Annotated in this window: 15 protein-coding genes; 10 read left to right on the plus strand and 5 right to left on the minus strand. The window is 51.7% G+C overall.

What is annotated here, in order from left to right:
• Nucleotides 1-17: 17 nt before the first annotated feature.
• The 5 genes from ACO0LK_RS09535 to ACO0LK_RS09555 all read right to left on the minus strand — a co-directional run bounded on the left by ACO0LK_RS09535 (nucleotide 18) and on the right by ACO0LK_RS09555 (nucleotide 12,864).
• Complete coding sequence (locus ACO0LK_RS09535; protein ID WP_422974408.1) at nucleotides 18-1,340, minus strand: rhamnogalacturonan acetylesterase; 1,323 nt, start codon at nucleotides 1,338-1,340, stop codon at nucleotides 18-20.
• Between the two features lie 147 nt (nucleotides 1,341-1,487).
• On the minus strand, nucleotides 1,488-3,926 hold the full coding sequence (locus ACO0LK_RS09540; protein WP_422974410.1) for a TonB-dependent receptor domain-containing protein: 2,439 nt from the start codon (nucleotides 3,924-3,926) through the stop codon (nucleotides 1,488-1,490).
• A gap of 120 nt (nucleotides 3,927-4,046) precedes the next feature.
• Nucleotides 4,047-6,812: a Tat pathway signal sequence domain protein gene (locus ACO0LK_RS09545; RefSeq protein WP_422974412.1), complete on the minus strand. Its 2,766-nt coding sequence runs from the start codon at nucleotides 6,810-6,812 to the stop codon at nucleotides 4,047-4,049.
• A gap of 101 nt (nucleotides 6,813-6,913) precedes the next feature.
• Nucleotides 6,914-8,815 carry a rhamnogalacturonan lyase gene (locus tag ACO0LK_RS09550; RefSeq protein ID WP_422974414.1) on the minus strand — a complete coding sequence of 634 codons (1,902 nt, stop codon included), beginning with the start codon at nucleotides 8,813-8,815 and terminating at the stop codon, nucleotides 6,914-6,916.
• 23 nt (nucleotides 8,816-8,838) lie between these two features.
• Nucleotides 8,839-12,864, minus strand: coding sequence for a beta-galactosidase (locus tag ACO0LK_RS09555; protein WP_422974416.1), 4,026 nt, complete (start codon nucleotides 12,862-12,864; stop codon nucleotides 8,839-8,841).
• Nucleotides 12,865-13,372: 508 nt separating this feature from the next.
• Between ACO0LK_RS09555 and ACO0LK_RS09560 the strand changes: the two genes are divergently transcribed.
• The 10 genes from ACO0LK_RS09560 to ACO0LK_RS09605 all read left to right on the plus strand — a co-directional run bounded on the left by ACO0LK_RS09560 (nucleotide 13,373) and on the right by ACO0LK_RS09605 (nucleotide 25,508).
• Nucleotides 13,373-15,067, plus strand: coding sequence for a rhamnogalacturonidase (locus tag ACO0LK_RS09560; RefSeq protein WP_422974418.1), 1,695 nt, complete (start codon nucleotides 13,373-13,375; stop codon nucleotides 15,065-15,067).
• A 125-nt stretch (nucleotides 15,068-15,192) separates the two neighbouring features.
• Nucleotides 15,193-16,833, plus strand: coding sequence for an alpha-L-fucosidase (locus ACO0LK_RS09565; RefSeq protein WP_422974420.1), 1,641 nt, complete (start codon nucleotides 15,193-15,195; stop codon nucleotides 16,831-16,833).
• A gap of 157 nt (nucleotides 16,834-16,990) precedes the next feature.
• On the plus strand, nucleotides 16,991-18,139 hold the full coding sequence (gene dgoD, locus ACO0LK_RS09570) for a galactonate dehydratase (protein WP_186946460.1): 1,149 nt from the start codon (nucleotides 16,991-16,993) through the stop codon (nucleotides 18,137-18,139).
• A gap of 8 nt (nucleotides 18,140-18,147) precedes the next feature.
• Nucleotides 18,148-19,161: a 2-dehydro-3-deoxygalactonokinase gene (locus ACO0LK_RS09575; protein ID WP_422974422.1), complete on the plus strand. Its 1,014-nt coding sequence runs from the start codon at nucleotides 18,148-18,150 to the stop codon at nucleotides 19,159-19,161.
• A 42-nt stretch (nucleotides 19,162-19,203) separates the two neighbouring features.
• Nucleotides 19,204-19,860 carry a 2-dehydro-3-deoxy-6-phosphogalactonate aldolase gene (locus tag ACO0LK_RS09580; protein WP_422974424.1) on the plus strand — a complete coding sequence of 219 codons (657 nt, stop codon included), beginning with the start codon at nucleotides 19,204-19,206 and terminating at the stop codon, nucleotides 19,858-19,860.
• Between the two features lie 224 nt (nucleotides 19,861-20,084).
• The gene (locus tag ACO0LK_RS09585; RefSeq protein ID WP_422974426.1) at nucleotides 20,085-21,122 is read left to right on the plus strand and encodes an SMP-30/gluconolactonase/LRE family protein; all 1,038 of its coding nucleotides are present in this window, start codon (nucleotides 20,085-20,087) and stop codon (nucleotides 21,120-21,122) included.
• A 2-nt stretch (nucleotides 21,123-21,124) separates the two neighbouring features.
• Complete coding sequence (locus ACO0LK_RS09590) at nucleotides 21,125-22,135, plus strand: arabinose ABC transporter substrate-binding protein (RefSeq protein WP_422974428.1); 1,011 nt, start codon at nucleotides 21,125-21,127, stop codon at nucleotides 22,133-22,135.
• A gap of 13 nt (nucleotides 22,136-22,148) precedes the next feature.
• Complete coding sequence (araG, locus tag ACO0LK_RS09595) at nucleotides 22,149-23,666, plus strand: L-arabinose ABC transporter ATP-binding protein AraG (protein WP_422974430.1); 1,518 nt, start codon at nucleotides 22,149-22,151, stop codon at nucleotides 23,664-23,666.
• A gap of 19 nt (nucleotides 23,667-23,685) precedes the next feature.
• Nucleotides 23,686-24,705, plus strand: coding sequence for an L-arabinose ABC transporter permease AraH (gene araH, locus ACO0LK_RS09600; protein ID WP_422974432.1), 1,020 nt, complete (start codon nucleotides 23,686-23,688; stop codon nucleotides 24,703-24,705).
• Nucleotides 24,702-25,508 (plus strand): SDR family oxidoreductase, encoded by an 807-nt coding sequence (locus tag ACO0LK_RS09605; protein ID WP_422974434.1) that lies wholly within the window; start codon nucleotides 24,702-24,704, stop codon nucleotides 25,506-25,508. Before araH ends, ACO0LK_RS09605 begins: the two co-directional genes overlap by 4 nt.
• Nucleotides 25,509-25,515 lie beyond the last annotated feature (7 nt).

The raw sequence follows: 25,515 nt of genomic DNA on the forward strand, positions 1-25,515 counted from the left end.
TATGGTTCAACGTAGAATTAGCTGCCGTCAGGCTTTTTGATGCTGACCATGGCGGGGCTGGCCGGGATGGAGAATGACTCCAGCGCATCAGGTTTGGCCGGATCAAAACTGCCGACATCGGCGAGGATGGATTTTGCAAGTGGTAATTTGGCTTGCCGTACACCTTCCACAATGCACTTCGCCAGTTCATAAGCGCCATAGGCATTATGATGGGTGCCGTCGCCCGGTTTAAATGCCAGCAAGGATTTTTCTGGTCCCAACGCTTCATAAAAAACCTTGCTCATGGCATGCAGGTCAATCAGTGGCAAACCTTCTTCTCTGGCCACTTCACGTACCGCATCCGGATAGCCCTTGTGTGAATTGCTGATGGTCCCACCTTCAAACGTACGGCGTTGCACCTGGGTGACCAGTATCACTTGTGCTCGTTTTTCAGCCAGGGCAGCCGTGTATATTTTCAGATTATTCTTGTAGGTAGCTACATCCACTGCCTTCATGTCATTGTGCCCAAATTGTATGAACACATAATCGTAAGGCTTGACCAGGCTCAGTACTTTATCCAGCCGGCGTGCTGATTTGGACGAAGCCAGGGATTCGCCGGATTGCGCATAATTGGCGACACTGACATCCGATGAAAAGAAGCGTGGCAGCATCTGCCCCCAACTGGCGTAAGGTTCGCCAGGTTGATCGGTGACAGTAGAGTCGCCCAGTAAATACAGGGTAGGCAGATTGTCTATGCGCTCGATATCGATGGCATCCAGGCTAGGGCGTGGGCCATTGAATTCCAGCGTCAGTTTGTCGTCCCAGGTAAATTGCTCCTCGCCAGTTTCGCGTGGCTTCAGTTTGACTTCGCCACCACCAGCAATACCAGGGCGACGTACGTTGACGACGAAACTTCTTTCTATACGCTCACCTTTTTTTGTCTGAACTTTTTCCAGCATCAGGCGACGGGTTTCAGCCTTGACCGTGGTTTCAGACGCCTCATCGGCGTCACCCAGCGTGAGTTTGACGCGATAATTGCCTTCTGGCACAGCAACGGAAAACAGGAAGGGTTTGGTGCTGCTGACACCATTGCTTGTTGTCGTGACCTGGGCACTGTTTTCAAAACCATATCCAGCTTCTGCCGAATACACGGCATTCGCTTTCACGGCAGTGGACTTTGCCCCTGGTTTGGCACTGAAATCAAACGAATATGTCTGTGCATGGAGCGTATTGCTGAAGGCAATGCTAGCAAGGAAAACAAACAGGCTGAAAGTCGGCAATTTTTTCATGGAGATCAGATCAGGAAATGGATGTGGCAATAAAAATACCTGTAAATTATTCACGCATTTTAGGACAGCCATGTAGCAAAATGTGTCACTCAGGAAAACAATCAAAGCGGTGATTGACATCAAATCGACGTCAAATCGACATTAAATCGGTATCAAATGAAAACGACCTGGCGACAGGCATCGGCAGGCCGTAGATTGCTGTGTTGCCGCAAAGTTGTATCAGGATTGTCCGGGTGGAGGGCGGCGCATTTCCTGGCGGTTGTTCCCAGCGCCACTCGGCGTAACGCCACCAAAGCGATACGACAGACCTATATAGATCAGGCGGCCATCATAGCGCCGTGTATTGCGTTCTTTAAGTGTATCGGTATCGACGATGGTTTCCGTTTTGTTTGAATTAAATACGTCAGTGACGTTCAACACCAGATTCAGGCTAGGTGTAATCGTGTGGCGCAGGCTGAAATTGGCGGTGGAATTGGGTTGACGATAGCCTTCGCCTGACAGGGTTTTACCCTGGGCATTCAGGCTGACTTGTAACTGATCCTGTTCGGTCAACTGGTAATTGAAGCGCCCGCGCAAGCTTAAGGATGATGCCTTGCGCGTGATTTCCTGGCCACTTGTAGTCAGGATTTCCTGACCGACTGCATTCAAGATTCTTGGGCCGCTTGAAGTCAGGATTTTTTGTTCGATAAACAAGAGGTTGCCGCTGGTATTGATCGAAAGCTTGGGCGTTAGCTTGCCGCTGAGTGTGAACTCGATGCCGCTGGAATGATTGCCACCACCGTTTTCCAGCGTTGTTCGTACTACGGTGGGGCTAATGGGTATTTGGCGCTGCAAAATACTGTCGCTTTCTGTGCGATAGTAGCCACGGATATTCATATCCAGCCCGATGACCCTGGTTTCATAGGCCAGTTCAAAAGAATCTGTCTGTGCCGGTTTCAATTTGGGGTTGCCACTGGATTCATTGAAATCATCGCGATAGACGACGAAAGGATTGAGTTCATTGGCATTCGCGCGACGGATGCGGTGGGCATAGCTGAAACGTATGGTGGTATCGTCACTGGCCTTGTAACTGGCAAAGAAGCTGGGAATATAGTTAATGTAATGATTGGTCGCTTCTATGCCTTGCGTCAATTGCTGGATGTCGATATGCGTATACTCTGTTCTCAAACCTGCCAGTACGCCCCATTTTTCATTCAGGCGCAATTGGTACGAGCCGTACAGGGCAATATTGGCTTCATCAAGATTGTAGCTATTGGTTCGTAACGGATTCAGGGTGGCGACGTTACTGAATGGGTCAATATTAAAAAAACTGGTATCAAATTCGCTTTTATTGTTGGCTATTTTGTAGCCCATTTTCAACAGACCCTGATCGTCGGGACGTTCGTAGTCACCGGTAAAATCAACGATCTTGATGTTGTTAGCATTGTTTTGCTTGCTGTGTACATCGGGAAAAGAGGCGGGATTGATCGCATACACGTTGGAATAGGCATTGGAGCTGGCATTGTCCGACCCTGAAACGCGCAAGTCCACGCGCATGATTTCGCCGTTGATATCACCCTTGTGGTCATAGCGCCCACCCCAACTGTAGTTGGTGCTTTCGCCACCGCGCTGTGTAGAGCGCACATAGTCATTATTGATCTGGCCAAAGTTCAAGTAATGATCTGTCGATTTGTTGTCATTGTTGCGTCTGGCATAGGAAAAATTGGCAGCCAGCGTGTCCTTGGTGCCGACGTTGTACGTGATCGCAGCATTGATGCCAGAAGAATTATTCAGACCGGCTGAACTGGATGTCTGAGTGCTGTGCTGATCAGGATTAGTCAGGGCGCGGACCGCATCACCTACCGAATTTCTACCATCGTGGCGGAAGTTGACACCCCCCTGTATGCCAAACGGGCCTTCATGGTAACTGCCGGATACGGCGCTGTTGTAGCGACCTGCTGATCCGGCATTGGCATTGACTACACCGTAACCACCGGGCTGGCGATTACGTCGCATGACCAGGTTGAGAATAGGCCCGCCACCGCCTTCGTTGCCAAACTGCGCGCCGGGATTATTGATCACCTCTATCGACTCAATGTCGTGCGATGGCATGGCATTTAATGATGCGCCACGGTTGTCGCCCTGCATCATGGCGGACGGTTTGCCATCGATCAGGATTTGTACTTTGGTGCTGCCGCGCAGACTGACGGTGCCATCAGGGTCAACTGACACAGAAGGGATATTGTTGAGTGCATCGGCGGCGGTACCGTTGGTGCTGGCGACATCAGCTTTAACATCGTACACCTGACGGTCAATACGATTACTTGGGCGCTCACCCTGCACGGTCACAGAAGGTGGCTCGCCACTGCCGTTGGTCGGCGCATCAGATGCAGCAGGTTTTGTCTCGGCTTTGCCGACCGCACCTGTTTTGCTGTCGGTCTCTTCCGGCTTGGCTGGTACCGTGGGGTTAGTTACTTTGGCTGGCGTCGCTGCTGTGGTCGGCGTAATCGGTGTAACCGGAGCGACTGGCTTGTCCGGGGTTTGGGCGTAAGCAGTTTGCCCCATACAAAAAATATCCGTGATCAATGCACCCAATACCAGGTTGCGCGTGGTCTTGCCGCCATGCCGGACAAATTGCGTTACAGTTTTGCTGTGTATTTTTTTGCGGTGTGTTGTCATGATTTAGGTTTAGTTATACACCAATAGATGGAATTGCCAACACTATGACGCAAAAATGTCCGGGTGGTTCAACTTGCTTTGTATCAGTTTGTTGTCAAAAGATGGATGCGTCCCGTTTGTTTAATCATTGTCGGTGGCATCCATTTTCTTCAGGTCCGCCATCGAGGGAATATACTCACCGATGAGTGCCAGATTCTGTATTGCAGCCAGGCCCCACTGCGCTGTGTCATTGGTGCTGATCCATGGCACTTCATCGACGGGATTGAGGCTGTTCACCCCCTGAACGCGTGTGGTTTTCAGCAATGGGCCGGGTACGCCACGGTTACCAAAAAACTCGCGCCAGGCACGCTGTGCCAATGCGGGATTTTTGTTTTTCCAGGCGACGTAGGCAGTGAGTCTGGAATGGCCGTTACGCAAGGCATTGCCCGCACCATGTGGCATGCCCAGTGCATTGATCTGCTCCTGTTTGCCAGCATTGAAGAGTTCACAATACTGTAGCCATGCCTGTACAAACCTGGGTTCGTCGGTCAAGGTCACCAGTTCGGCAAAAATTTCTACCGCACCAAAGACAGCATTCAAATGGCTGGCTGATGCGCGGTTACCAAAGACATTGATCAGGTGGCTGGTATCGGCATCATAGGCAAAGCTATTGCCATTGAAGAAGCCGTGCGGCATGCCGGCAATGTCACGCATGCCGGTCAATATCTTGTCACGGTATCTGATGTCACCGCTGCGTTCCCATTCGGTCAGCCAGTTACCGGCGAGTGAACCCCAGTCGGTGCCGAAACCGGCATGTGCCTTGATATTGCTGACGTCTTCTCTAGGTTTTAGTTTGCGCGCCGGATCTGTGCTTTCCAGTTTTTTGTCGGCATCTATCAGTGAATGCATGATGTCGCCTATGCGTTCATCTGCTGTCAGGTAATAATAAAAGCGACGATAGACGGCGGCGCTGATGCGCAACTGCTTTGCACTGCAACCCCAGTGCTGAACATTGTGGCGTGAACCCAGACCGGCAAATTGACCCAGGTGATGCGTATCGACTTCGCTGGTGTGTCTGACCATGGCTTCGGCAAAACGGAAGATGTCTGCCCGTCCGGTGCGCAGGAAGGAATACCAGAGCCATAGGTCGGGCGATAGTTCAGAGTTATCCCAGGCAAAACCGCCGACGTCATAACGCCATTCATGCCGGTCCAGATCATAGGTATGACGGATGTCACCATAATCCCAGAAACCATACCAGTGGCGCTGTTCAAGCTGCTCCTTGTAAAAATTGAAGCGGAAATCGAGCTGCTCTTCAAGCGCTGCTTTTACCGGATGCGAGCGATCAGGCAAGCTCCACAGTCCGCCAAACACGCCAGTCGCCAGGAAATGACTGGGCTTTGCCACCAGTTGTGGCGGTGTCTGTACGGCATCAGCAAACTGCACCAACTTTTCCCTCGAAGGGGTGGCGGCGCATATCCATAAGGTGATCTCGCTGCTGCGGGCCACACCCATGGGGCTGCCAAATCCTTTTTCATAATCTTCGTAGGTGATCTCCAGGCCTTCGCGTTCCTGATCATGGGTTTCCATGCCCATGCCATCATGATAAAAACGCAGGTCCATGGCCGGGGCATCCGGGGACCACATCCAGACGGTGACCTGGGCGGTGTCGGTATGCGCCTGACGGATATCCAGTTGGGTAGGGTGGCGCTGCCAGAAATCGCGCAAGCCAAAAGCAACGCCGCCATTGATGCCACCTATATAGCCGGTGCCAGGTGACCTGTGTCCCCAGGCGGCTTCTATCCAGCCATAACCGGATTTGGTACGTTTGCGTATCTTGAAACCATCTGCCGATTGTTGTGACAGGGTGTAGTCACCCCATGCCGGTACCAGATGGATCAGGCGCTGTATCACATCAGGGAACTGTGACAGTGGTGGGCAGGCAAGTCCTGCCAGTTGGGCATTGCGTACGGCGGGGCCAGGGTCACGGCGCAGGCCGGTCATATTGCGCACACCTTCTGCCCACAAGCCGGCATTTTCACCGGCAAAGCGCACATGCCTGTCATGTAGCGCATCACGCATGGCGACATCGAAACGCAAACCTATGCCACGCAAGAAATCGCGTTGTTCGTCTCCATCATAAACAAAACTGTGCATGACGCGTATGGTATCCGCGCCTGCATAGAAATACAGCCTGACAACGAAAGGCAGCCAGGCCCGTTTGGCATCCTTGTGCATGCCTTCCACCTTCAGCACCACACGTACGGGGCCATGTTGTTCAAGGCTGACCTGGCTGATATTGCTGATGTAATTTTGCTGACGTGTAGCTCCACTTTCACCATCCGGCTGATCGTCGGTGATGACGACCAGGTGGCCATTGCGCATGATGTCTTTGCCATCACGTTGCACGCTGCGGATAAACTGTGCCCCATGAGTAGCGACATCACACAGCATCACGCCGGTATCTATCAGATACCCGTCTTTGCTTTGTTTGACGCTGACAATGTTTTCAAATGGCGGGGCAGTTTTTGCTACAGGTTTGACCTGCAATTCTGAACCCAGACTGACGCCGGCGGCTACCGCATGTGCAGTCCACTTCAAGGTACCATCGGGCCAGTATGCCAATGGCCAGCTTTGGGTAGGCAAGTCTTTGCCGTCCTGATTGATCAGTTGAAACTGCTGGCTTTTGCTGATCTTGCCGCGTGGCCAGGGTACGCCTACTGTAGTACCTGTCAATACTTGCGGGGTTTTGCCTTCAAGCCAGTTCAGACGTATGAATTCATCAGCTTTTACAGTCGCGCCTGTTTCACCCACAGACAGATTCTGCGCCTGCAGGGAAGGGATGTGACCGACAAGCGCAGTAGCTGCCGTTGTTTTGATGAAGCTGCGACGCGTTAATTTAAACATTGTTCGTTACTTTGCATGTCTGGTTATAGCAGTACTTACTTGCGGTACTTATTAGCGGTACTTGTTTTGCATTAATGATGATCATGAAGCTTCAGGAGATATCAAGGTGTATAAATAAGCTCTGGTTTGGTCAAAGTCATGCCATCACCCAGATAAAAACTCGGGTGAGGTGGCTGGTTGTAACCGGCATTTTGTCCTGCCACCTGCATTCTGTATTGTGGGTTGTGCATCAGGCTGGTGATGCGGTGCACTGTCGGTATGGTGCTGCTGAATACCAGCAGGGCAGTGCTGTCATTATTGCGCCAGACGACTTCTTCGCGCCAGTCACCAAACAAGTCAGCCGATAGAACAGGTGTGGATTTGGTGCCATTATTGGATGCTGCATTGTAGGTTGCACCATTCAGCAAACGCTCGAAGGCGAAGGCTTTGGGGTTCCATTTTTCTATCAGGGTACCGTCCAGCGATTCACGCAGTAACTCACCATCCCACCAGATAGCAAAGTTGACGCGTCGCGGGTGCTGGGGTGAAATTTCCACACCGCCAGCACTCATCAGGCCACCGACTGATCCCCAGCATTCTTCACCAGGGTAAGCCGGGTCTATGTCCATGCAGACACCACGGCCCACATCGGCACCTTGGCCATCTACGCTCCAGAGTATTTTGCCGGTAGCGGCATCATGCATTTCCAGGCCATGCGGGCCATAACAACTTGGTGTTTCATGCACCATATAAATTTGTTGCCCTGGGCGATTGGGGTCAAGCTTGCCTACATGCAGGGCATCACCGTGGCACAGGCCCGTGCTGTACAGCATTTTTCCGTTGCTGCCTACCGTGGCAGCGCCATAGATAAGGTCGTCCTTGCCATCGCCATCCACATCAGCGACCGACATCCAGTGTGCGCCCTGGTGATTGACCGGGCCACCTTCGATATCGCTGTCAAATGTCCAGCGGCTGGTGAGTTTTCCATCGCGCCAGTCCCAGGCTGCAATCACTGCGCGGGTATAGTAGCCGCGCGAAAAGACAGCGCTTGGACGTTCCCCATCCAGAAATGCCACCGTGCCAAGAAAGCGGTCCACCCGGTTGCCATAGGCATCCCCCCAGGCTGCGACATCACCACGTGCCGGGATATAGTTTGTGCTGGCCATGGCGGCACCCGTCATGCCGTTGAAAACAGTCAGGTATTCAGGGCCAGATAAAATATAGCCTTTATCGTTACGATAATCGGCAGCAGCATTGCCTATGACTTTACCTTTGCCATCTACGGTGCCATCAGCAGTTTTCATCATGACTTCTGCCTTGCCATCACCATCAAAGTCATACGCCAGGAAGGTGGTGTAATGTGCGCCAGCGCGTATATTCTTGCCCAGATCAATGCGCCACAACAGTTTTCCATCAAGCTTGTAGGCATCTACGTAGGTATTGCCGGTGTAGCCAGCCTGGGAATTATCCTTGGCGTTGGTGGGTTGCCATTTGACGATGAGTTCGTATTCACCATCGCCATCAAGGTCAGCGGCTGAGCCGTCGTTTAGCACGTAGCTATAGACAGATCCATTGGGTGTGACGCCATCAGCAGGTTTTTGTACCGGTATGGTTTTGTACAAATTACTCCACGTGCTTTTTGGGGCATCTGCCAGTAATTCGGCACCGTCTATGACCGGGCGTACGGTGTAGCTGCTGGCGGTTGTGCCTGCATCATCGGTGAAATTGGTTAAACGCTGGGGTACGCGGTTTAATTTGTCCTGCCCGCGATAAATGTTGAAACTGATATTGTCAGGATCGGTTCCCAGCAGACGCCAGCTGATGAAATTGCTTTTTCCGGTATTGATGGCGACGACACCGCGATCCAGCTTTTCCATCTGCTTGCCGCGCGGCGATGCGCTGGCAAGGCTGACGGCTTTCGCTTTAACGGCGGTGGTGGTCGCTTCGGCCTGCACCTGACTGCTGCAAACACCAGCCAGGCTGGCGAATACCAGAGCGCCGGTCAATACATGATGGATTTTCATGGGTGCAGATTTCCCGTTTGTCATCAGCGTTGCAGGTTGGAAGGGCTTGGTACCAGCTCCAGCGGCGCACCGCCACGGGCGGCGCGTATCTTGACCAATTCCAGTGCTTCCAGCGCATTCGCAGCCTTGCCGTCGGTACTGACTGCCAATGTAAGCGTATTTTCACCATTCGGATTCAATATGCCTGGTGGCAGGATGAATAGACGCTGGGGGCCTATATGCGAAATGAAATTCCCCATATTCCAGCCATTGACGAAAATCAGGACACGGTTTCTGCGGTCAGAACGTGGCTGGCTGGTATCGCCTATGGCCAGACCCAGTTGCACGTCATGATCTGCCGGCATATCCAGTGTGAAATTGGTACGTAACCAATACGTACCAGCTGCTGGTGGTGCTGCATCCGGACTGGCTTTTTCCCAGCCGCCGCTGTCTGGTTTGGAATCGGCCTTACTGCTGACCGGCAAATACCAACCTGCACGTTCACCATATAGACCGCCGTTATTCAAAGGCCCACGCACCAGATCGGCGATTTCTTCACCACCTTTATTGCCCTGGATTTTCCAGTTGATAGGTGTAGCAAATTTCTCTTTAATGTCATGCGTCAGCGACGCACTGATCAAGCCACGTGCGACTTTATGCTCGTCATCCGCCGCCAGATCCCAGTTGTGGGAATTATTTCTGACCATGACCGACAGTACATGTTCACCTGCATGCAATGCTTCGGCGGGTAGCTTGAAGTTGGCTGTGCCCCAGTTATCTGGCTTGGGTTTTCCGGTTGGCATTTCATTTTCACCGATGTAGACACCGTCCAGCCACAGTTGCATAAAGCCTGCGCCACCACCACCATAACTGATTTCCAATTGTTCAGGCATTGGTTTTCCGGCCAGAACCTTGAAATTGCCACGGTACCAGACATCGCCATGGTGAAAGCCATAATCACTCATGCTGAGTATGGGTTGGCCAGCAGGAGGTGTGGTCTTCACGGTTGCAGCCGTGGTGGTCAGGTCAGTCTTGCGCCATTTGCTGTCATCAAAGACTTTGGCAGCCTCTGGCGAATCCATGCGACGCATCCATGTCTGTTGCATCAGTTTTGGTAAAACAATGTCAGCAGGGCCAGCCAGGGGCTCAGTCGACAAACTGCCGTCGGCATTCCTGTTGCTGGTGATGGCGACAGTATTCCAGGTGATTTGTGTGACGGCTTTTGGTGCCCATATGTCCAGCTTACTGCTTTCGTGGGTGTCGCCACTCAGGTGCAGGGTGTTGCCTTGCACATTGGCCTGGCGCACCAGTGCTGGCGAACGCTCAAGGACCGGGCCATGTGCAGTTTCCTGGCGCCAGAAATTGCGACCGGTTTCATCGTCTGCCAGCAACAACAGTAAATCTGCTTTGCCACCACCACTGATGCGTACGCGTATCAAATTATTGTGTACGTAATTCAATCGCAGATCGCCTGTTTTCTGATCAAACACTGCATTGGCTGCACCTTCCAGTACTTCGACCTTTGGCGCTGATTGATAACGTAATACGGTTTCTCCATCCTCGCCCTTGCGGCCATACAGCAAGGCGATATCGCGCTCATCCTGCTGCAGGTGGGTCTGGGTGTCGGATGTGGTGTAGACCAGATGCTGGCGTTCCATTGCATAGTCAGATAGCAGCAGTTTGACGTTCTGGTCCTTGATGCGCAAAGTACCTGCCTGCGGGATCTGATAGCTGCCATCGCGCGTGGTGAGTTTGAAGCTGAATAATTCTTCCGTAGTTGAATCGGTCTTGGTATGGATGGCTAAAATCAGGTGCGAGCCATTTACCGGGCTGATATTGTGATACAGCCTGACCGCAGGATTGTAGGTGCTGATTGTCTCGCCTTTATCCATAGCGCTCAACACAGATTTGGCGGCTTCTACAAAATGTCCCATCTGCTTCAGTGTCAGGGCTTTTTCACGCAAGCCACGGCCTTCGTCGATGGCTGCTCCATAATCGTAGGACGTATATACAACCTGCGCAGGCAGCCAGCCCCAGGATGTGCCACCATACATCATGTAGACGGAATGGATGGAAATGCCATTGATCAAATTGGCACCGTAGAACGTGCGCACATAATTCGATCCGGTGCGTTGCGCGGTGCAGTCATAGGTGCCGACGCTGCCCCAGAAATCAAACCAGCCGCCGCCCATTTCTGCTGCAAAGCCTGGTGTATTTGGCGAGGCGAGGGCGCCAATCTTGACTGGCCCGGTTCCTGTATTGGCAGGAATTTCACCATACATGCCCCAGTTGGGCACGACATTCGGTTTGCCAATTTCTTTGGTATTGGTACAGCCACCACCGGGGTAACCGTCAAAACTGTACAAATCGGTGGGGCCAGGCACTGCATAGGGCGCGCTGGAATTGGGTGGCGTCCAGTTCGGCAGACGACCGGCAGAATTGTGGAACAGCGGTACACTGATGCCATCTGCCCTGGCTTTGTCTGCCAGATGCTGCATGTAGCGCTTATGCGTATCCGATGTATTGGATAACTCGTTTTCCAGCTGATAGGCAATGACAGTGCCACCACCAGTGGTGATTTGATGGCGTGCGATAATCGCGTCAATCTGGGTCAGCCATTCATCTGCAGACTGCATATATTCGGCCGCATCAGTACGGGCAATTGCTTTTTGCCTGGCCAGATAACCAGGAAAGCCACCCAGTGTCAGTTCAGCATTTACATAGGGGCCGGGGCGGGCAATGACATACATGCCTTCCTGTTCTGCCATTTCTATCGCCAGTTCTACATTACGTATGCTGGAAAAATCATATTGATTCGGGCGTGACGAGTGATAACCCCAGTCAAAGTAGATGGCTACCGTGTTGAGTCCGGTGGCTTTCATTTTCTGTATGACATCACGCCACAGTGAGGGATTGGGTAAGCGGAAAGGGTGAAATTCACCGGCCCAGATCATTTCCCTTTTGCCGTCTATCATCAGCGAGTGTTTATCCCAGGTGATCTTTTTCGCCGGTGATTTCGCGGCAATGGCTTGCTCCAGGACTTTGGTCGGTTCACTGATGACGGTGAAGTGGCGTACCGCACCCGATACGCCACCGAGTTCCTGCTTGGCTGTCCAGGTTTTGAAATTGTCCTTGCTGTCGGAATACCAGTAATGCTTGGTCGTATAGTCGTCAAAGTAAATGCGCCAGCCGCCATTTTTCAGCTTGACCAGGGCCTGACCTTCCGAAGGCTTGCCCCAGCCTGCCCAGTCACCCGCTTTTTCCACTTTCCATGGACCCGCAAGGGCAGGGGCTGTCGCCATTTCTATGTACTTGCTGGTTTCATTTTTAGTGAAAACCACATAGCGTGACCCATCCTTGACGGGGAAAGTATCAATATAATTATTTTGCAGACCTGCCATGGCCTGGGCTGGCGAGAAATTGGCATATGTTTTGTCCAGCGCATGCAGCACGTAGGCCCCAAACGGCCCCTTGGTTCCCTGCGTGGATATGGACACGACAATGTGGACAGTACCATCACTGTCGGTGAACCATTCAGGTGCCCAGACATTGCTGATTTTGGCATTCACATCCGGCAATTGCAGACGCACGTCACGTACATGCTGCCAATGGCGCAGGTCACTGCTTTTGGCAACGCCAAACGTATCGCCAGCCCAGCCGGTAGTGTAAATCACATAATAATAACCATCATCTGCATGCAAAATGGATGGGTCACGCAGCAGGCCTTGTGGCGGCGTATACGCTTCAGAAGCTAGCGGTGCAAAACTGGTGCCGTCGTAAGAAGTAAACAGGCTGAGCTTGTTTTGTGATGTAGAAGGAAAGGCTGACATCAGGAAGCTGGTGTCACCCTTGAGCGGAATCACTTTGGGGTTGGCATTTGGTGGGGCAACCGTACTATTGGTCTGTACTTTGTTGGTACTGGTCAGCCCGAAACTGTCCATCAGGGCATCGCCGGTCACAGGTGGGCTTTGTGGCGGATTTTGAGTTTGCGCTGTATTTTGTGGCTGAGCATGTACCGCGCTGCAAGTCAATACCAGCATGGTCAATCCGAATCGCACTACTGAGTTCATCATGTTCCTTCTGACGCATAGTCAAACAAAGAATTGGGAATGAGTAGATGAATGCCCACACTTGGCAATGAGCCATGGCCATCTGGCATAGAAGCTTGATTTGATAAGGCTTAGTGTGAGATGTCTCTATTTTTATGGCCGCATTACTATCTTGATTACTATCTTGAAATGCAGCTTATTATTTTGAGTATCAATTTCAGGAAGGGGCATGTCAACAAAACTGAGCAGGTTTGCTTCATGTAATCACGTTTCTGAGCAATGGCGGGATATTTGTATTTTCCTGTCAACCAATTGAATATAAGCAGTTAATTAACTGTTCTTCGCACGATTGGTTTTGCGCATTCAGGCGAAATCAGTCTCGCTTTGCTCAATATTAATCATCAAGTTGAACATTCTGACTGGACGTTCGTTTGTTTTTTAATGGTAACCTCGAATGATAATTTGCATGGATAAAAAGAAAAAATGCCATGAAAAGTCTATTTTAAAAAGATCAGCCGGAGACAAAAGATTGAATAAGCAGACATCATCGCCATTGCGACGCGGCTTTTTGCGCATGTTTGGTACGGGCGCTGTGGTCGCTACGCTACCCGTGTATGCACTGCCAGCAATGGCACAAAAAAAATCAGCTTCAAATGCGAATCTTGCAGGTAATTTCAATGTCAGGGCTTACGGTGCTGGCGGCGACGGTAAAAAGACAGATACCGATGCCATTAACCGTGCCATTGCCGCAGCGGCAGCAGCAGGTGGCGGAACAGTGTTTTTCCCTGCGGGTAAATACCTGAGTTTTTCCATTCGCCTGCAAAGCCATGTCAGCCTGCATCTGGATGCTGGCGCCACACTGATTGCGGCTGATCCGGCAAAGCATGGTGGCAGTTACGATGCAGCAGAACCGAATGAGTGGGATGCCTATCAGGATTTTGGCCATAGTCACTGGCATAACAGCCTGATCTGGGGTGAGAATCTGGAGCATGTTTCCATTCTGGGTACCGGTCTTATCTATGGTGCTGGCCTGACCCATGCCGGCCCGGGGCCACGTCGTGTACCCAAACCTGGCGACATGCCTTCCAGCCTGGGTGATAGTGATCCGCACGGCGAGCGTGGCAGTGGCAAGCCTTACGGTGCCGATATGATAGGCAAAGGCAACAAGGCGATTGCCTTGAAAAACTGTAAAAATGTCATTTTGCGCGACATCAGTATTTTTAATGGCGGTCACTTTGCCTTGCTGGCGACCGGCACCGACAATATGACCATAGATAACCTGAAAGTGGATACGGACAGGGATGGATTTGATATTGACTGTTGTCGCAATGTTCATATTTCCAATTGCAGTATCAATTCTCCGAATGATGATGCGATTTGCCTCAAGAGTTCGTTTGCGCTGGGATATAAACGCTTTACCGAAAACATCAGTATCACTAATTGCCAGGTGTCCGGTTTTGATCTGGGTACCTTCCTGGATGGCAGTTTTCAGCGCAAGCAGGAATTCGCGCCAGACAAGGAGGGTGTTGCTGGCCGCATCAAGCTGGGTACAGAGTCAAACGGTGGCTTTCGCAATATAACAATCTCCAACTGCGTGTTCGAGCGTTGTCGTGGCCTGGCCATCGAGAGTGTTGACGGTGCCGTCATTGAAGATATTACCGTCAGCAACCTGGCCATGCGTGATTTAACCAATCCGCCACTGTTCATTCGGCTGGGTAGTCGTTTGCGCGCACCTGATGGGGCAGTAACTGGTGCCATACGACGCATCAATATCAGCAATATCGTGGTGTCCGGTGCCGATTCGCGTTACGCATCCATTATCAGTGGCGTGCCTGGCTACCCGATAGAAGATGTGCGCATCAGCAATGTACATGTGCTGCATCAGGGTGGTGGCGACATCAGTAAAGTACCTGCCAATCCGCCGGAAAATGCTGGCAGTTATCCTGAACCGAGCATGTTTGGTCTGAGCCCTGCACATGGCTTGTTTGCGCGCCATGTCAAGAATCTGGACTTGCATCACGTGGATATCACCTGCAAGCAACCCGACAGCCGGCCGGCCTTTGTTTTGCATGACGTGAACCGCGCTTATTTTGGTCAGGTGAATTTTCCTCAGCAAGCAGGCACGCCAGGTTTCAGTCTACAGGATGTGAAAGAATTTTCAGTAAAAGACTGTAGTGGCCTGGCAGATACCCAGCGCAAACAGGTTGCACGAGAGAGTTTGTAAAACGAAAACGCTTAGCGGCAGTGGCAAGCATTGATCAGTGTCGGATTGACGATCAATGCTTGATCTTCATCCGATACTGGCAGCAGGCGATCCTTATCCATTGAGTCATTCCCTACCACTTTCCTATGCCCACTCATCGTGTTTTACGTCGTCAAAACAGGTTTTTGCTGATTTTTTCCTTGATGGTTACGGCAATATCTGCCTCGCCGGTATCGGCAAGAGTACCGGATCAATATGCATCCGGCGGCAATTCTCAGGGCTATGATATGGCACCGGAAACCAGGCTGGAAGTGGTGCAGGCAGCCGTTGCCGCACTGCCAGCCAGCAAGGTGCCAGGGCCGTTCCAGGCCAACTGGGATTCGCTAAAGAAAAATTATCAGGTGCCTGCCTGGTTCAATGAAGCGAAGTTTGGCATTTTTATGCACTGGGGGCTGTATTCTGTTCCGGCGCATCACAATGAGTGGTATGAAAAACATATGTATGGCGCTGACAGGCAATGGCATGTCACGCATTTTGGTGATCAGGAAAAATTTGGCTACAAGGATTTCATCCCCATGTTCAGGCAGGAGAAATTTGATCCTGACGAATGGGCAAGCCTGCTCAAAAAATCGGGTGCCAGGTTTGTTATTCCCAGTGCCCAGCACCATGATAATTTTGCTATGTGGGATAGCGCCGTCACGCGTTTCAATGCCAAACAGATGGGACCTGCCCGTGACCTGATCGGTGAACTGGCCAAATCTGTGCGTGCGCAGGGTTTGAAGTTCGGGGTTTCCAATCATGGGATAGAGAATTTTCAGTTCATTAATCCGCCTGCTGATCTGGTAGCCAGGCTGAAAGCGAAAAAAGCTGATCTGTATGATCCTGAATGGGCTGACTTTTATAACGTCGCAGACCGTAGTGACGAGGCATGCAAAAAATTTCTGGTGGACTGGTATCTGCGCAATGTGGAGCTGATAGATAAATATCAGCCAGACATGTTGTGGTTTGATAATGGTATTGACCAGCGTTATCTTGATCCGCTGAAATTGCAGATTGCAGCCTATTATTACAATCGCGCCAGTCAGTGGGGGAAAGAAGTTTCCCTGAGCACTAAAAAAGCAGCGTATTCGCCAAGCAATCAAAATACCGAGACGATCGCTTCCATCATCGATTTTGAAAAAATCGGAGAAAGATCGCCTTCCGGCATTCGTCCTGGTGCCTGGCAGGTAGATGAACCCATAGGCAGCACCTGGGGCTATACCGAAGGCATGAAGATCGCCAGCCCCGCCAGCATCATTGCCAAACTGGCCGACACAGTCAGTAAGAACGGTACCTTGCTGTTGAATATTTCGCCCAGGGCAGACGGCAGCATTCCGCTGGAGCAGCAAGACACCTTGCTTGGCATTGGCGAATGGCTTGCGGTGAATGGCGAGGCAATTTACGGCACGCATAGCTGGACCAGCTTTGGCACAGGTGGTGGCCGCAATGAGGCAGGCACTCATATCCGTTTCACCGTAAAAGAGGACAACCTGTATGCCATCATCATCGGTGCAAAACCTGGTGCAGAATTGTTGATTGCACCATTATCCACAACGACCGTGTCAGGAAAAATAAGCCAGACCAGCTTGCTGGGCTGGGCAGAAAATCTGGCATTCGTACGTGATCAGGCCGGTTTGAGGCTACAAATGCCGCAAAACCTGCCTGCATCGCCCGCCTATACACTGAAAATCACAGGTCTGAAGATGAATTCGTCATCCGCAACGCGTTCGGGTAATCCCACCTGGTAAGAAAAACGGATTCATCGAAAGCGGACGACCTTTGCTTTTCTTTGTATAGCCATGTTCGTCGCTATTCCAAATTCATATACTTTGGGCTAGTTAATTCATATTTCTTATCATGAGTGCCCATCTACACTCATGACTTCACTTGCCAAACCATTGCGTCATGAAAATAACAAAACTGACTACTTACCGTGTTCCTCCAAGGTGGATGTTGCTGAAGATAGAAACCGATGAGGGTATCGTCGGTTGGGGCGAGCCTGTCATTGAAGGACGGGCCCGCACTGTAGAAACAGCCGTACAGGAATTTGCACCTTACCTGATAGGGCAAGACCCGGCCCGCATCAACGACCTGTGGCAAGTCATGTACCGTGGTGGCTTTTATCGTGGTGGTGCCATCCTCATGAGCGCCATGGCGGGTATTGATCAGGCCTTGTGGGATATCAAAGGTAAAGCCCTGGGTGTACCGGTATATCAATTGCTGGGTGGCCTGGTGCGTGATCGCATGAAGACCTATAGCTGGGTGGGCGGTGACCGTCCTGCTGACGTGATCGCGGATATCCGCCGGCTGCGCGAAGCGGGCTTTGATACCTTCAAGATGAACGGTACGGAAGAATTCGGCATCATCGACAGTGCTGCCGCAGTTGATGCCGCAGTGGGTCGTATTGCCGAGATTCGTGAAGCATTTGGTAGCCAGATCGAATTCGGCATTGATTTTCATGGTCGTGTGGCTGCGCCCATGGCCAAGGTCTTGTTGCGTGCTCTGGAACCGTATCGCCCTCTGTTTGTTGAGGAGCCGGTGCTGGCAGAGCAGGCCGAATATTATCCGCGCCTGGCAGAAAGTACTTCAATACCACTGGCAGCAGGCGAACGCATGTATTCACGCTTTGAATTCAAACGCGTCTTCCAGGAGGGTGGCATTGCCATTGTTCAGCCTGACCTGTCCCATGCAGGCGGTATTTCTGAATGCCATAAAATTGCCGCGATGGCAGAAGCCTATGACATCGCTCTGGCGCCACATTGTCCGCTGGGGCCGATTGCCCTTGCCGCCTGCCTGCAACTGGATTTTGTCGCCCATAACGCCGTCTTGCAAGAGCAGAGCATGGGCATCCATTACAACAAGGATGCGGAGTTGCTTGATTACGTCATCAACCGCGAAGATTTGCGTATTACAGATGGCTATATTGCTGCCTTGCCGAAACCGGGCCTGGGCGTGGAAATTGATGAAGAGCGCGTAAAAGAAGCCAGCCTGCGTGCCCCTGACTGGCGTAATCCGTTGTGGCGTCATGCGGATGGCAGTGTTGCAGAATGGTAGGACTGAATATGGAACGCAGCAAGGACATCGCTCCCTTGAGTGGCAAGGAAGACGTGCGTCTGATCGGTATCGACTGGGGCAGTACAGGTTTGCGGATTTTTTTGATGAGCGAGAATGGACGGCTCATCGGCAATCGTGAAGCGGCCTCCGGCGTTTCCGTCATACAGGGTGGGAATGCGGGTTATATGCGCACCTTGCAGGAACTTGCCGGCGACTGGTTGACGACCTGGTCTGACGCGCCTTTGCTGGCATGTGGCATGGTGGGCAGCAAGCATGGCTGGCAAGAAGTGCCCTATGTGAATTGCCCGGCAGATGCACAGCATATTGCGCGTAACGCTGTTCGTGTTGATACCGGCAGTTTGCTGGCAGCACCCCACAGCCTGCACATTTTGCCCGGCTTGTTGTACCGGCCTGAAGGTGGGGCGCCTGATGTCATGCGTGGCGAAGAAACGCAAATCGTTGGTGCCCTGCAAGGGCAGTCCGACTGGGCCAGTCAATCATGCATAGTCATGCCGGGTACGCATTCCAAATGGGCCAGTATCGTCGATGGACAAGTGCATGCCTTTGCCACCCATATGACAGGTGAATTGTTTGCCGTGCTTAAACAGCATTCAGTGCTGGGCCGATTAATGCCAATAGCATCGGATGCTGCGACAGGCAAGACCGAAACTGAAGAAGTTTGCTTTACAGCGGGCCTGGATGCTGCACGCAAAATGCTGGGGCAGGGCCTTGGTCATCAACTGTTCAGTGTGCGTACCCTGGGTCTGATGGGCGATATGCCGCCTGCTGGCTTACCAGATTATTTGTCTGGCCTGCTGATTGGTAATGAAATATTGGCTGGTTTGCAATGGCGTTCGACACATGGTCTGGGTCATGCTCCCCTGATATTGATCGGTGAAGCGTCTCTGTGTGCTCGTTACGCACGGGCTTTGTCCTACCTGGGTGTCAAGCCCGATGCCGTGCTGGTCAATACTGCACCTGCTGGCTTGTGGCAACTGGCAAGTGTTGCCCGTCTGGTGTGATTCCCGTTCACCCCTGCATCTACCTTATCTGGAAAACAGTACATGACAACTTCCCCTATCAGTTTTGATCAGGCATTTACCGCTTTACCCCTGGTTGCCATTCTGCGTGGCATACGGCCGGAAGAAGTGCAGGCCATTGCCCTTGGCTTGTACGAAACCGGCTTTCGCATTATAGAAGTACCGTTGAATTCACCTTCTGCGCTTGAATCAATCAGCCTGCTCAGTCGCAGCCTGCCTGAAGATGCCTTGTGTGGTGCCGGTACGGTATTGAGCACCGATGCAGTAAGGCAGGTGCGTGATGCAGGTGGACGTCTGATTGTCATGCCGCATGCTGATACGCAAGTCATTAGTGAAGCCAAGGCACAGGGCCTGTACTGTGTGCCTGGCGTATGTTCACTGACGGAAGCATTTGCTGCTCTGCATGCCGGTGCTGATGCGGTCAAACTTTTCCCGGCTGAGTTGATCACGCCACCTATCGTGCGCGCCATGCGGGCGGTATTGCCATCCACTCTGCGTTTGCTGCCTGTTGGTGGCATTACCCCTGACAACATGCAAGCCTATCTGCAAGCTGGCGTCAGCGGCTTTGGTCTGGGCTCTGCACTGTACAAGCCCGGTATGGATGCGGCGGCAGTACAACAGCAGGCCCGCAGATTTGTTGCTGCGATCAGAGAGCAGTCCAAGGGTAATGCAGCTCTGTAAGCAAGTAGTTGATTATTTGTGAATATCTATTCCAATTGGATATAGATAATTCTTAAAATTGCATTTGTTCGGAATAGCTTCGCTTGCTATCTTATTGCTTAAGTTATTGGATAAGTTATTCAATAAGTTAGCGTGCAGTCTCTAGTGACAAGTCTGGCCAGGCCAGATATGGATGATGGATTTTAATTGCCCTTGTGTTCGATGGGCCTGTTTGCAGGAAGTCTATGTTAGTCAATCCGCTTTTTCAAAACGAGTCATTAGCCAGCGATAAGGCCAGCCTGCAACAAGCGGTGACTCATCATGCAACTCTGGGCGAAGGCCTCGGCTGGCATGGTGCGACAGGAAGCTGGTGGTGGACCGATATCGAGGCCGCGACTTTGCAAGCCTGGTCGCCGGGCAAGGCCGTGACTACCTATAAATTACCTGACCGGCTGGGTTCGTTTGCGCACTGCCAGTCAGGACGCATGCTGCTCGGCCTGGCGAAGCGACTGTGCTTTACCAGTCCGCCAAAAAATCCTGGGGCGACATCAGCCAACCCTGTAAGCGCAGGTGCAACAAGCACTACTGCGTTGCAATTACCTGTGCAGTCACTGGTGGCAGTTGATCCGGCAGAAACACGTACACGTGTCAATGACGGCCGTACTGACAGACGCGGTTATTTTGTGTTTGGCACCATGAATGAGGCGGCTGAAAAACGTCCCATCGCCAGCTTTTACCAGTTTTCCATGCAGTATGGTCTGCGCCGCCTGGCTTTGCCGGCAGTGGCAATTGCCAACAGCATTTGCTTCAGTCTTGACGGTAAGACCATGTACTTTACCGATACGCTGACGCGCCGTATCCAGCAATGCGATTATGATGCAGAGTCGGCAAGGGTAGATAATATCCGCCTGTTTGCCATACCCGATGACGACAGAGCCTATCCGGATGGTTCCGTGATAGACAGTCATGGTTGTCTGTGGAATGCCGAATGGGGTGCGGGCAGTGTCACGCAGTACGCGCCGGACGGGCGTCGTTTGCAAAGGCTGTCGGTTGGCACAAAAAATCCAACTTGCCCGGCTTTTGGCGGTGCCAATGGTGACCAGCTTATGGTGGCAAGTGCCCGCCAGGAAATGAGTGCTGAAGAACTGTTGCGCATGCCCGGTGCAGGCAGTCTGTTTCTATTGCAGATGGATGAACCGCTTGCCGTTCCCGATACCTTATTTGATGACAACGATGCTGGCGCAGTACTGCAGCCAGTCCCTAAAACAATAAAGAGACAATGATAATGAAAAACGCAATAAAAAAAGTCTGTTCGCAACTGATAGGTGCGACCCTGACTGCAGGTTTTCTTGGCCTGGCTGCGGTTTCGGCTGCACAGGCGGCTGACCCTGTAAAAATAGGTTTCCTCGTCAAGCAGGCGGAAGAACCATGGTTCCAGGATGAATGGCGCTACGCGGAACAGGCGGCCAAGGAAAAAGGGTTCACCCTGGTAAAAATTGGTGTGGCCAATGGTGAAAAAATGATGGCCGCCATCGATAATCTGGCAGCGCAAAAAGCCCAGGGCTTTGTGATATGCGCGCCGGATGTCAAGCTGGGTATGGCAGTTGAACGTGCTGCCAAACGAAATAACCTGAAAGTGATGTCGGTAGATGATCAGCTTGTCGATGGTAGTGGAAAACCGATCGCATCGATTCCACATATGGGTATCTCTGCCTATGAAATTGGCAAACAGGTTGGCCAGGGGCTGATAGAAGAAATGAAATCACGTGGCTGGAATATGACTGAAGTTGGTGCCATGCGCATGGCCTTTGACCAGTTGCCGACCGCACGTGAACGTACCCAGGGTGCCGTGGATGCATTGAAGGCCGCGGGTTTTCCGGTGGCAAATATTGTCGATGCAGCGCAGGCGAAAACTGATACCGAAAGTGCATTCAATGCCGCCAATATTGCGCTGACCAAGCAAACCAGATTCAAGCGCTGGGTTGTGTTCGGCATGAATGATGAAGCCGTCCTGGGAACCGTCCGCGCAGCAGAGGGCAGGGGGCTGCGCAATGATGCCGTGATAGGTATCGGCATAGGTGGCAGCAAAACTGCATTGAATGAATTTGCCAAACCCAGCCCTACCGGATTTTATGGCACGGTATTGATCAGCCCCAAGCGCCATGGCTATGAAACCTCGGTCAATATGTATAAATGGATTGCCGAGAGCAAGGTGCCAGCAGCCTTGACTCTGACTACCGGTGTATTGATGACACGTCGCAATCAGGCCGATGTCCGCGCCGAATTCGGACTTTAGGATATTACCTGCCATGTCGTCATCTCAGGTTCCATCTCTTCAGTTTGAAGAGGTCTGTAAATTCTTCCCGGGTGTGAAAGCACTCAACGGCGTCAGTTTTGAAGCACATGCCGGTACCGTTCACGGCCTGCTTGGTGAAAATGGTGCCGGTAAATCCACCCTGTTGAAAATACTGGGTGGGCAATATAAGCCTGACGGTGGACGCCTTTTGCTGAATGGGAATGTCTGCCATTTCACCTCCGCTGGCGATGCCATTGCAGCGGGGATAGCAGTCATTCACCAGGAACTGCAATATGTTCCCGAATTAACCGTAGCAGAAAATCTGTTATTGGGGCGTCTTCCTCAAAAGCTGGGCTTTGTGAACAGAAACGAAGCGCGGCGCATGGTTAGCCAACGTTTGCAGCAGATGGGTGTGGATTTGAATCCGGACGCCAGGTTATGTGACTTGTCGATTGCCCAGCGCCAGATGGCAGAAATATGCAAAGCCTTGTTGCAGGATGCGCAAGTCATTGCTTTCGATGAGCCGACCAGCAGCCTGTCGTATCGTGAAAGTGAAATTCTGTTCCGCCTGATACGTGACCTGCGAGCGGCTGGGCGTACCATTATCTACATATCGCACAGGCTGGAAGAATTGTATGCGCTGTGTGATGCCTGCACGATTTTCCGTGATGGTCGCAAGATCGTCACTCATCCCGTCATGGCCGATGTGCCGCGTGACGTGCTGATCAATGACATGGTCGGGCGGGAACTCAGCGATATCTATGATTACCGCCCAAGGGCAATTCAGTCTGAAAGACTGGTGGTCCGGCAATTGAAGGGGGATGCACTTCCCACTGGCCAGGATTTCAGCGTACGCGGTGGCGAAGTATTGGGGTTTTTTGGTCTGGTTGGTGCCGGTCGTAGCGAGTTGATGCGACTCTTGTATGGTGTTGATAAACGTGGTGGTGGTTCCAGTGTCGTACTGGATGGCGCTGCAGTTTCTAATAATGGGCCTGCCGCTGCGATTGAAGCAGGCATTGTCCTGTGCCCGGAAGACCGCAAAGAGCAGGGTATTCTGGCACAGGCATCGGTGGCCGAAAATATCAACATCAGTTGTCGTCGTCATGGATTATTAGGTGGTTTGTTTTTAAGGCATAAACGCGAAGCAGAACTGGCTGATCGCTTTATCCAGAGATTAAAAATCAAGACTCCGAACCGTGAACAGGAAATTCGTTTGCTGTCCGGTGGCAATCAGCAAAAAGTTATTCTGGCACGCTGGCTGGCTGAACCCGGCATGAAAGTATTGATACTGGATGAACCCACACGTGGCATTGATGTCGGTGCCAAAAACGAAATCTATCGCATCATTCATGAAGTTGCAGAGCGCGGTTGCTGTGTCATTGTCGTATCCAGCGAATTGCCTGAAGTCTTGGGCATCTGTGATCGCATCATCGTCATGCGCGAAGGGCAGATCAGCGGTCAGCTTGAACGTGCGCAGGCAAACGAAACAGCAGTGCTTGGTCTGGCTTTGCCGGATATGCAAACCACATAATTTTTTTCAGGAATCATTCATGTCCTCTCTCAGTCCTGCACAGGCAGATAATGAACCAGCAGTCCAGCAGCCAACACTCAAGCAAAGTACAGGTATGAAAACTACACAACACTGGTTACAGGAACAGAGCATGCCTCTGGCGTACGCCTTACTCTTCGTGGTGTTGTCATTCACGGTAGAGAACTTTTTCTCGACTACCAATATCGTCGGGCTGATGCTTTCGGTCGCGCAAATTGGTATGGTCGCCTGCACCATGATGATGTGCCTGGCATCGCGTGACTTTGATTTGTCGGTCGGGTCTACCATTGCATTCTCTGGTGTATTAGGCGCAATTATCCTGGAACGTACACAAAGCATCACACTGGCAGTCGGTGGCGGCTTGCTGGCCGGTGCCATGATCGGTGCAGGCAACGGCGTGCTGATTGCTTATTTGCGTGTGAATGCCCTGATCGCGACACTGGCCACCATGCTGATGGTGCGTGGTCTTGCTTTTATCGTCTCCAAAGGGCAGGCAGTAGGTATTTCCAATGAGACTTTCATCAGTTTTGGTGATGGACGCCTGTTTGGCTTGCCTTATCCTGTGTTGGTAGTGGCCGCTTGTTTTCTGGTATTTGGCGTGCTGCTGAATCATACAGTTTTTGGTCGTAATACGCTGGCGATAGGTGGCAATCCGGATGCAGCGCGTCTGGCCGGTATACGGGTAGAACGTTTGCGCATATGGATCTTCCTTTTGCAGGGACTGGTGACTGCATTGGCTGGTCTGATCCTGGCTTCGCGCATCACGAGTGGTCAGCCAAATTCTGCACAAGGCTTTGAACTGGATGTTATTTCTGCCTGTGTACTTGGTGGCGTATCCCTGCAAGGTGGCAAGGCCAGAATATCCGGTGTGCTGGTTGGTGTATTGATCATGGGGACAGTGGAAAATGTCATGAACCTGCTGGATGTTGACGCTTTTTACCAATATCTGATGCGTGGTTTTATCTTGCTGGCTGCCGTGCTGCTGGATCAGTTGAAAAGCCATGCGACACGTAAATCATGATTGATCAAGCTCCGCAAATGAATACTGCCGGAACTGGCAGGCTACAGGGTAAAGTCGCGATAGTTACAGGCTCTACAATGGGCATAGGTGCTGCGATTGCACGTTTGTTCTTGCAGCAAGGTGCGCTGGTTGTTTTGAATAGCCACAAACATGATGAAGCAGCGGCGCGCATCATCGCAGAACTCGGTAGTGAAAACTGCTTTTTCATTCAGGGTGACGTAGCCGATGCAGCAGCAATGCGGTCCGTGGTGGAGCAGACCCTGGCAAGATTCGGGAAAGTGGATGTACTGGTCAACAATGCCGGCATGAATGTGTTTGCAGACCCTTTGCAAATGAGTGATGAAGAGTGGCAGCGTTGTTTTTCTGTCGATCTTGAAGGTGCATGGAATACTACCCGCGCTGTCTTGCCAGCCATGCTGGCACAGGGTGCTGGCAGCATCATCAATATTGCATCGGTACACGGCCATAAAATCATACCTGGCTGCTTCCCTTATCCGGTGGCAAAACATGCATTGATAGGGCTGACACGCTCACTGGGCATAGAATATGCCGCACGCGGAATACGTGTGAATTCGATTTCACCCGGGTTGATCATGACCGAGGCAATACAGTCCTGGTTTGCCAGTTGCCCTGACCCCGTGGCAGAACAACAACGGCAGGCTGATATTTTGCCATGTCGCCGTATAGGTGAGCCGCAAGAAGTCGCCTATACTGCGGTATTCCTTGCCAGTGATGAAGCACGTTTTATTAATGCCACCGACATCTTGATTGATGGAGGTCGATCACAGCTATACCATGATTAACACCTGA

This window comes from Undibacterium sp. Ji49W (assembly GCF_049340205.1).
GTDB lineage: Bacteria > Pseudomonadota > Gammaproteobacteria > Burkholderiales > Burkholderiaceae_D > Undibacterium.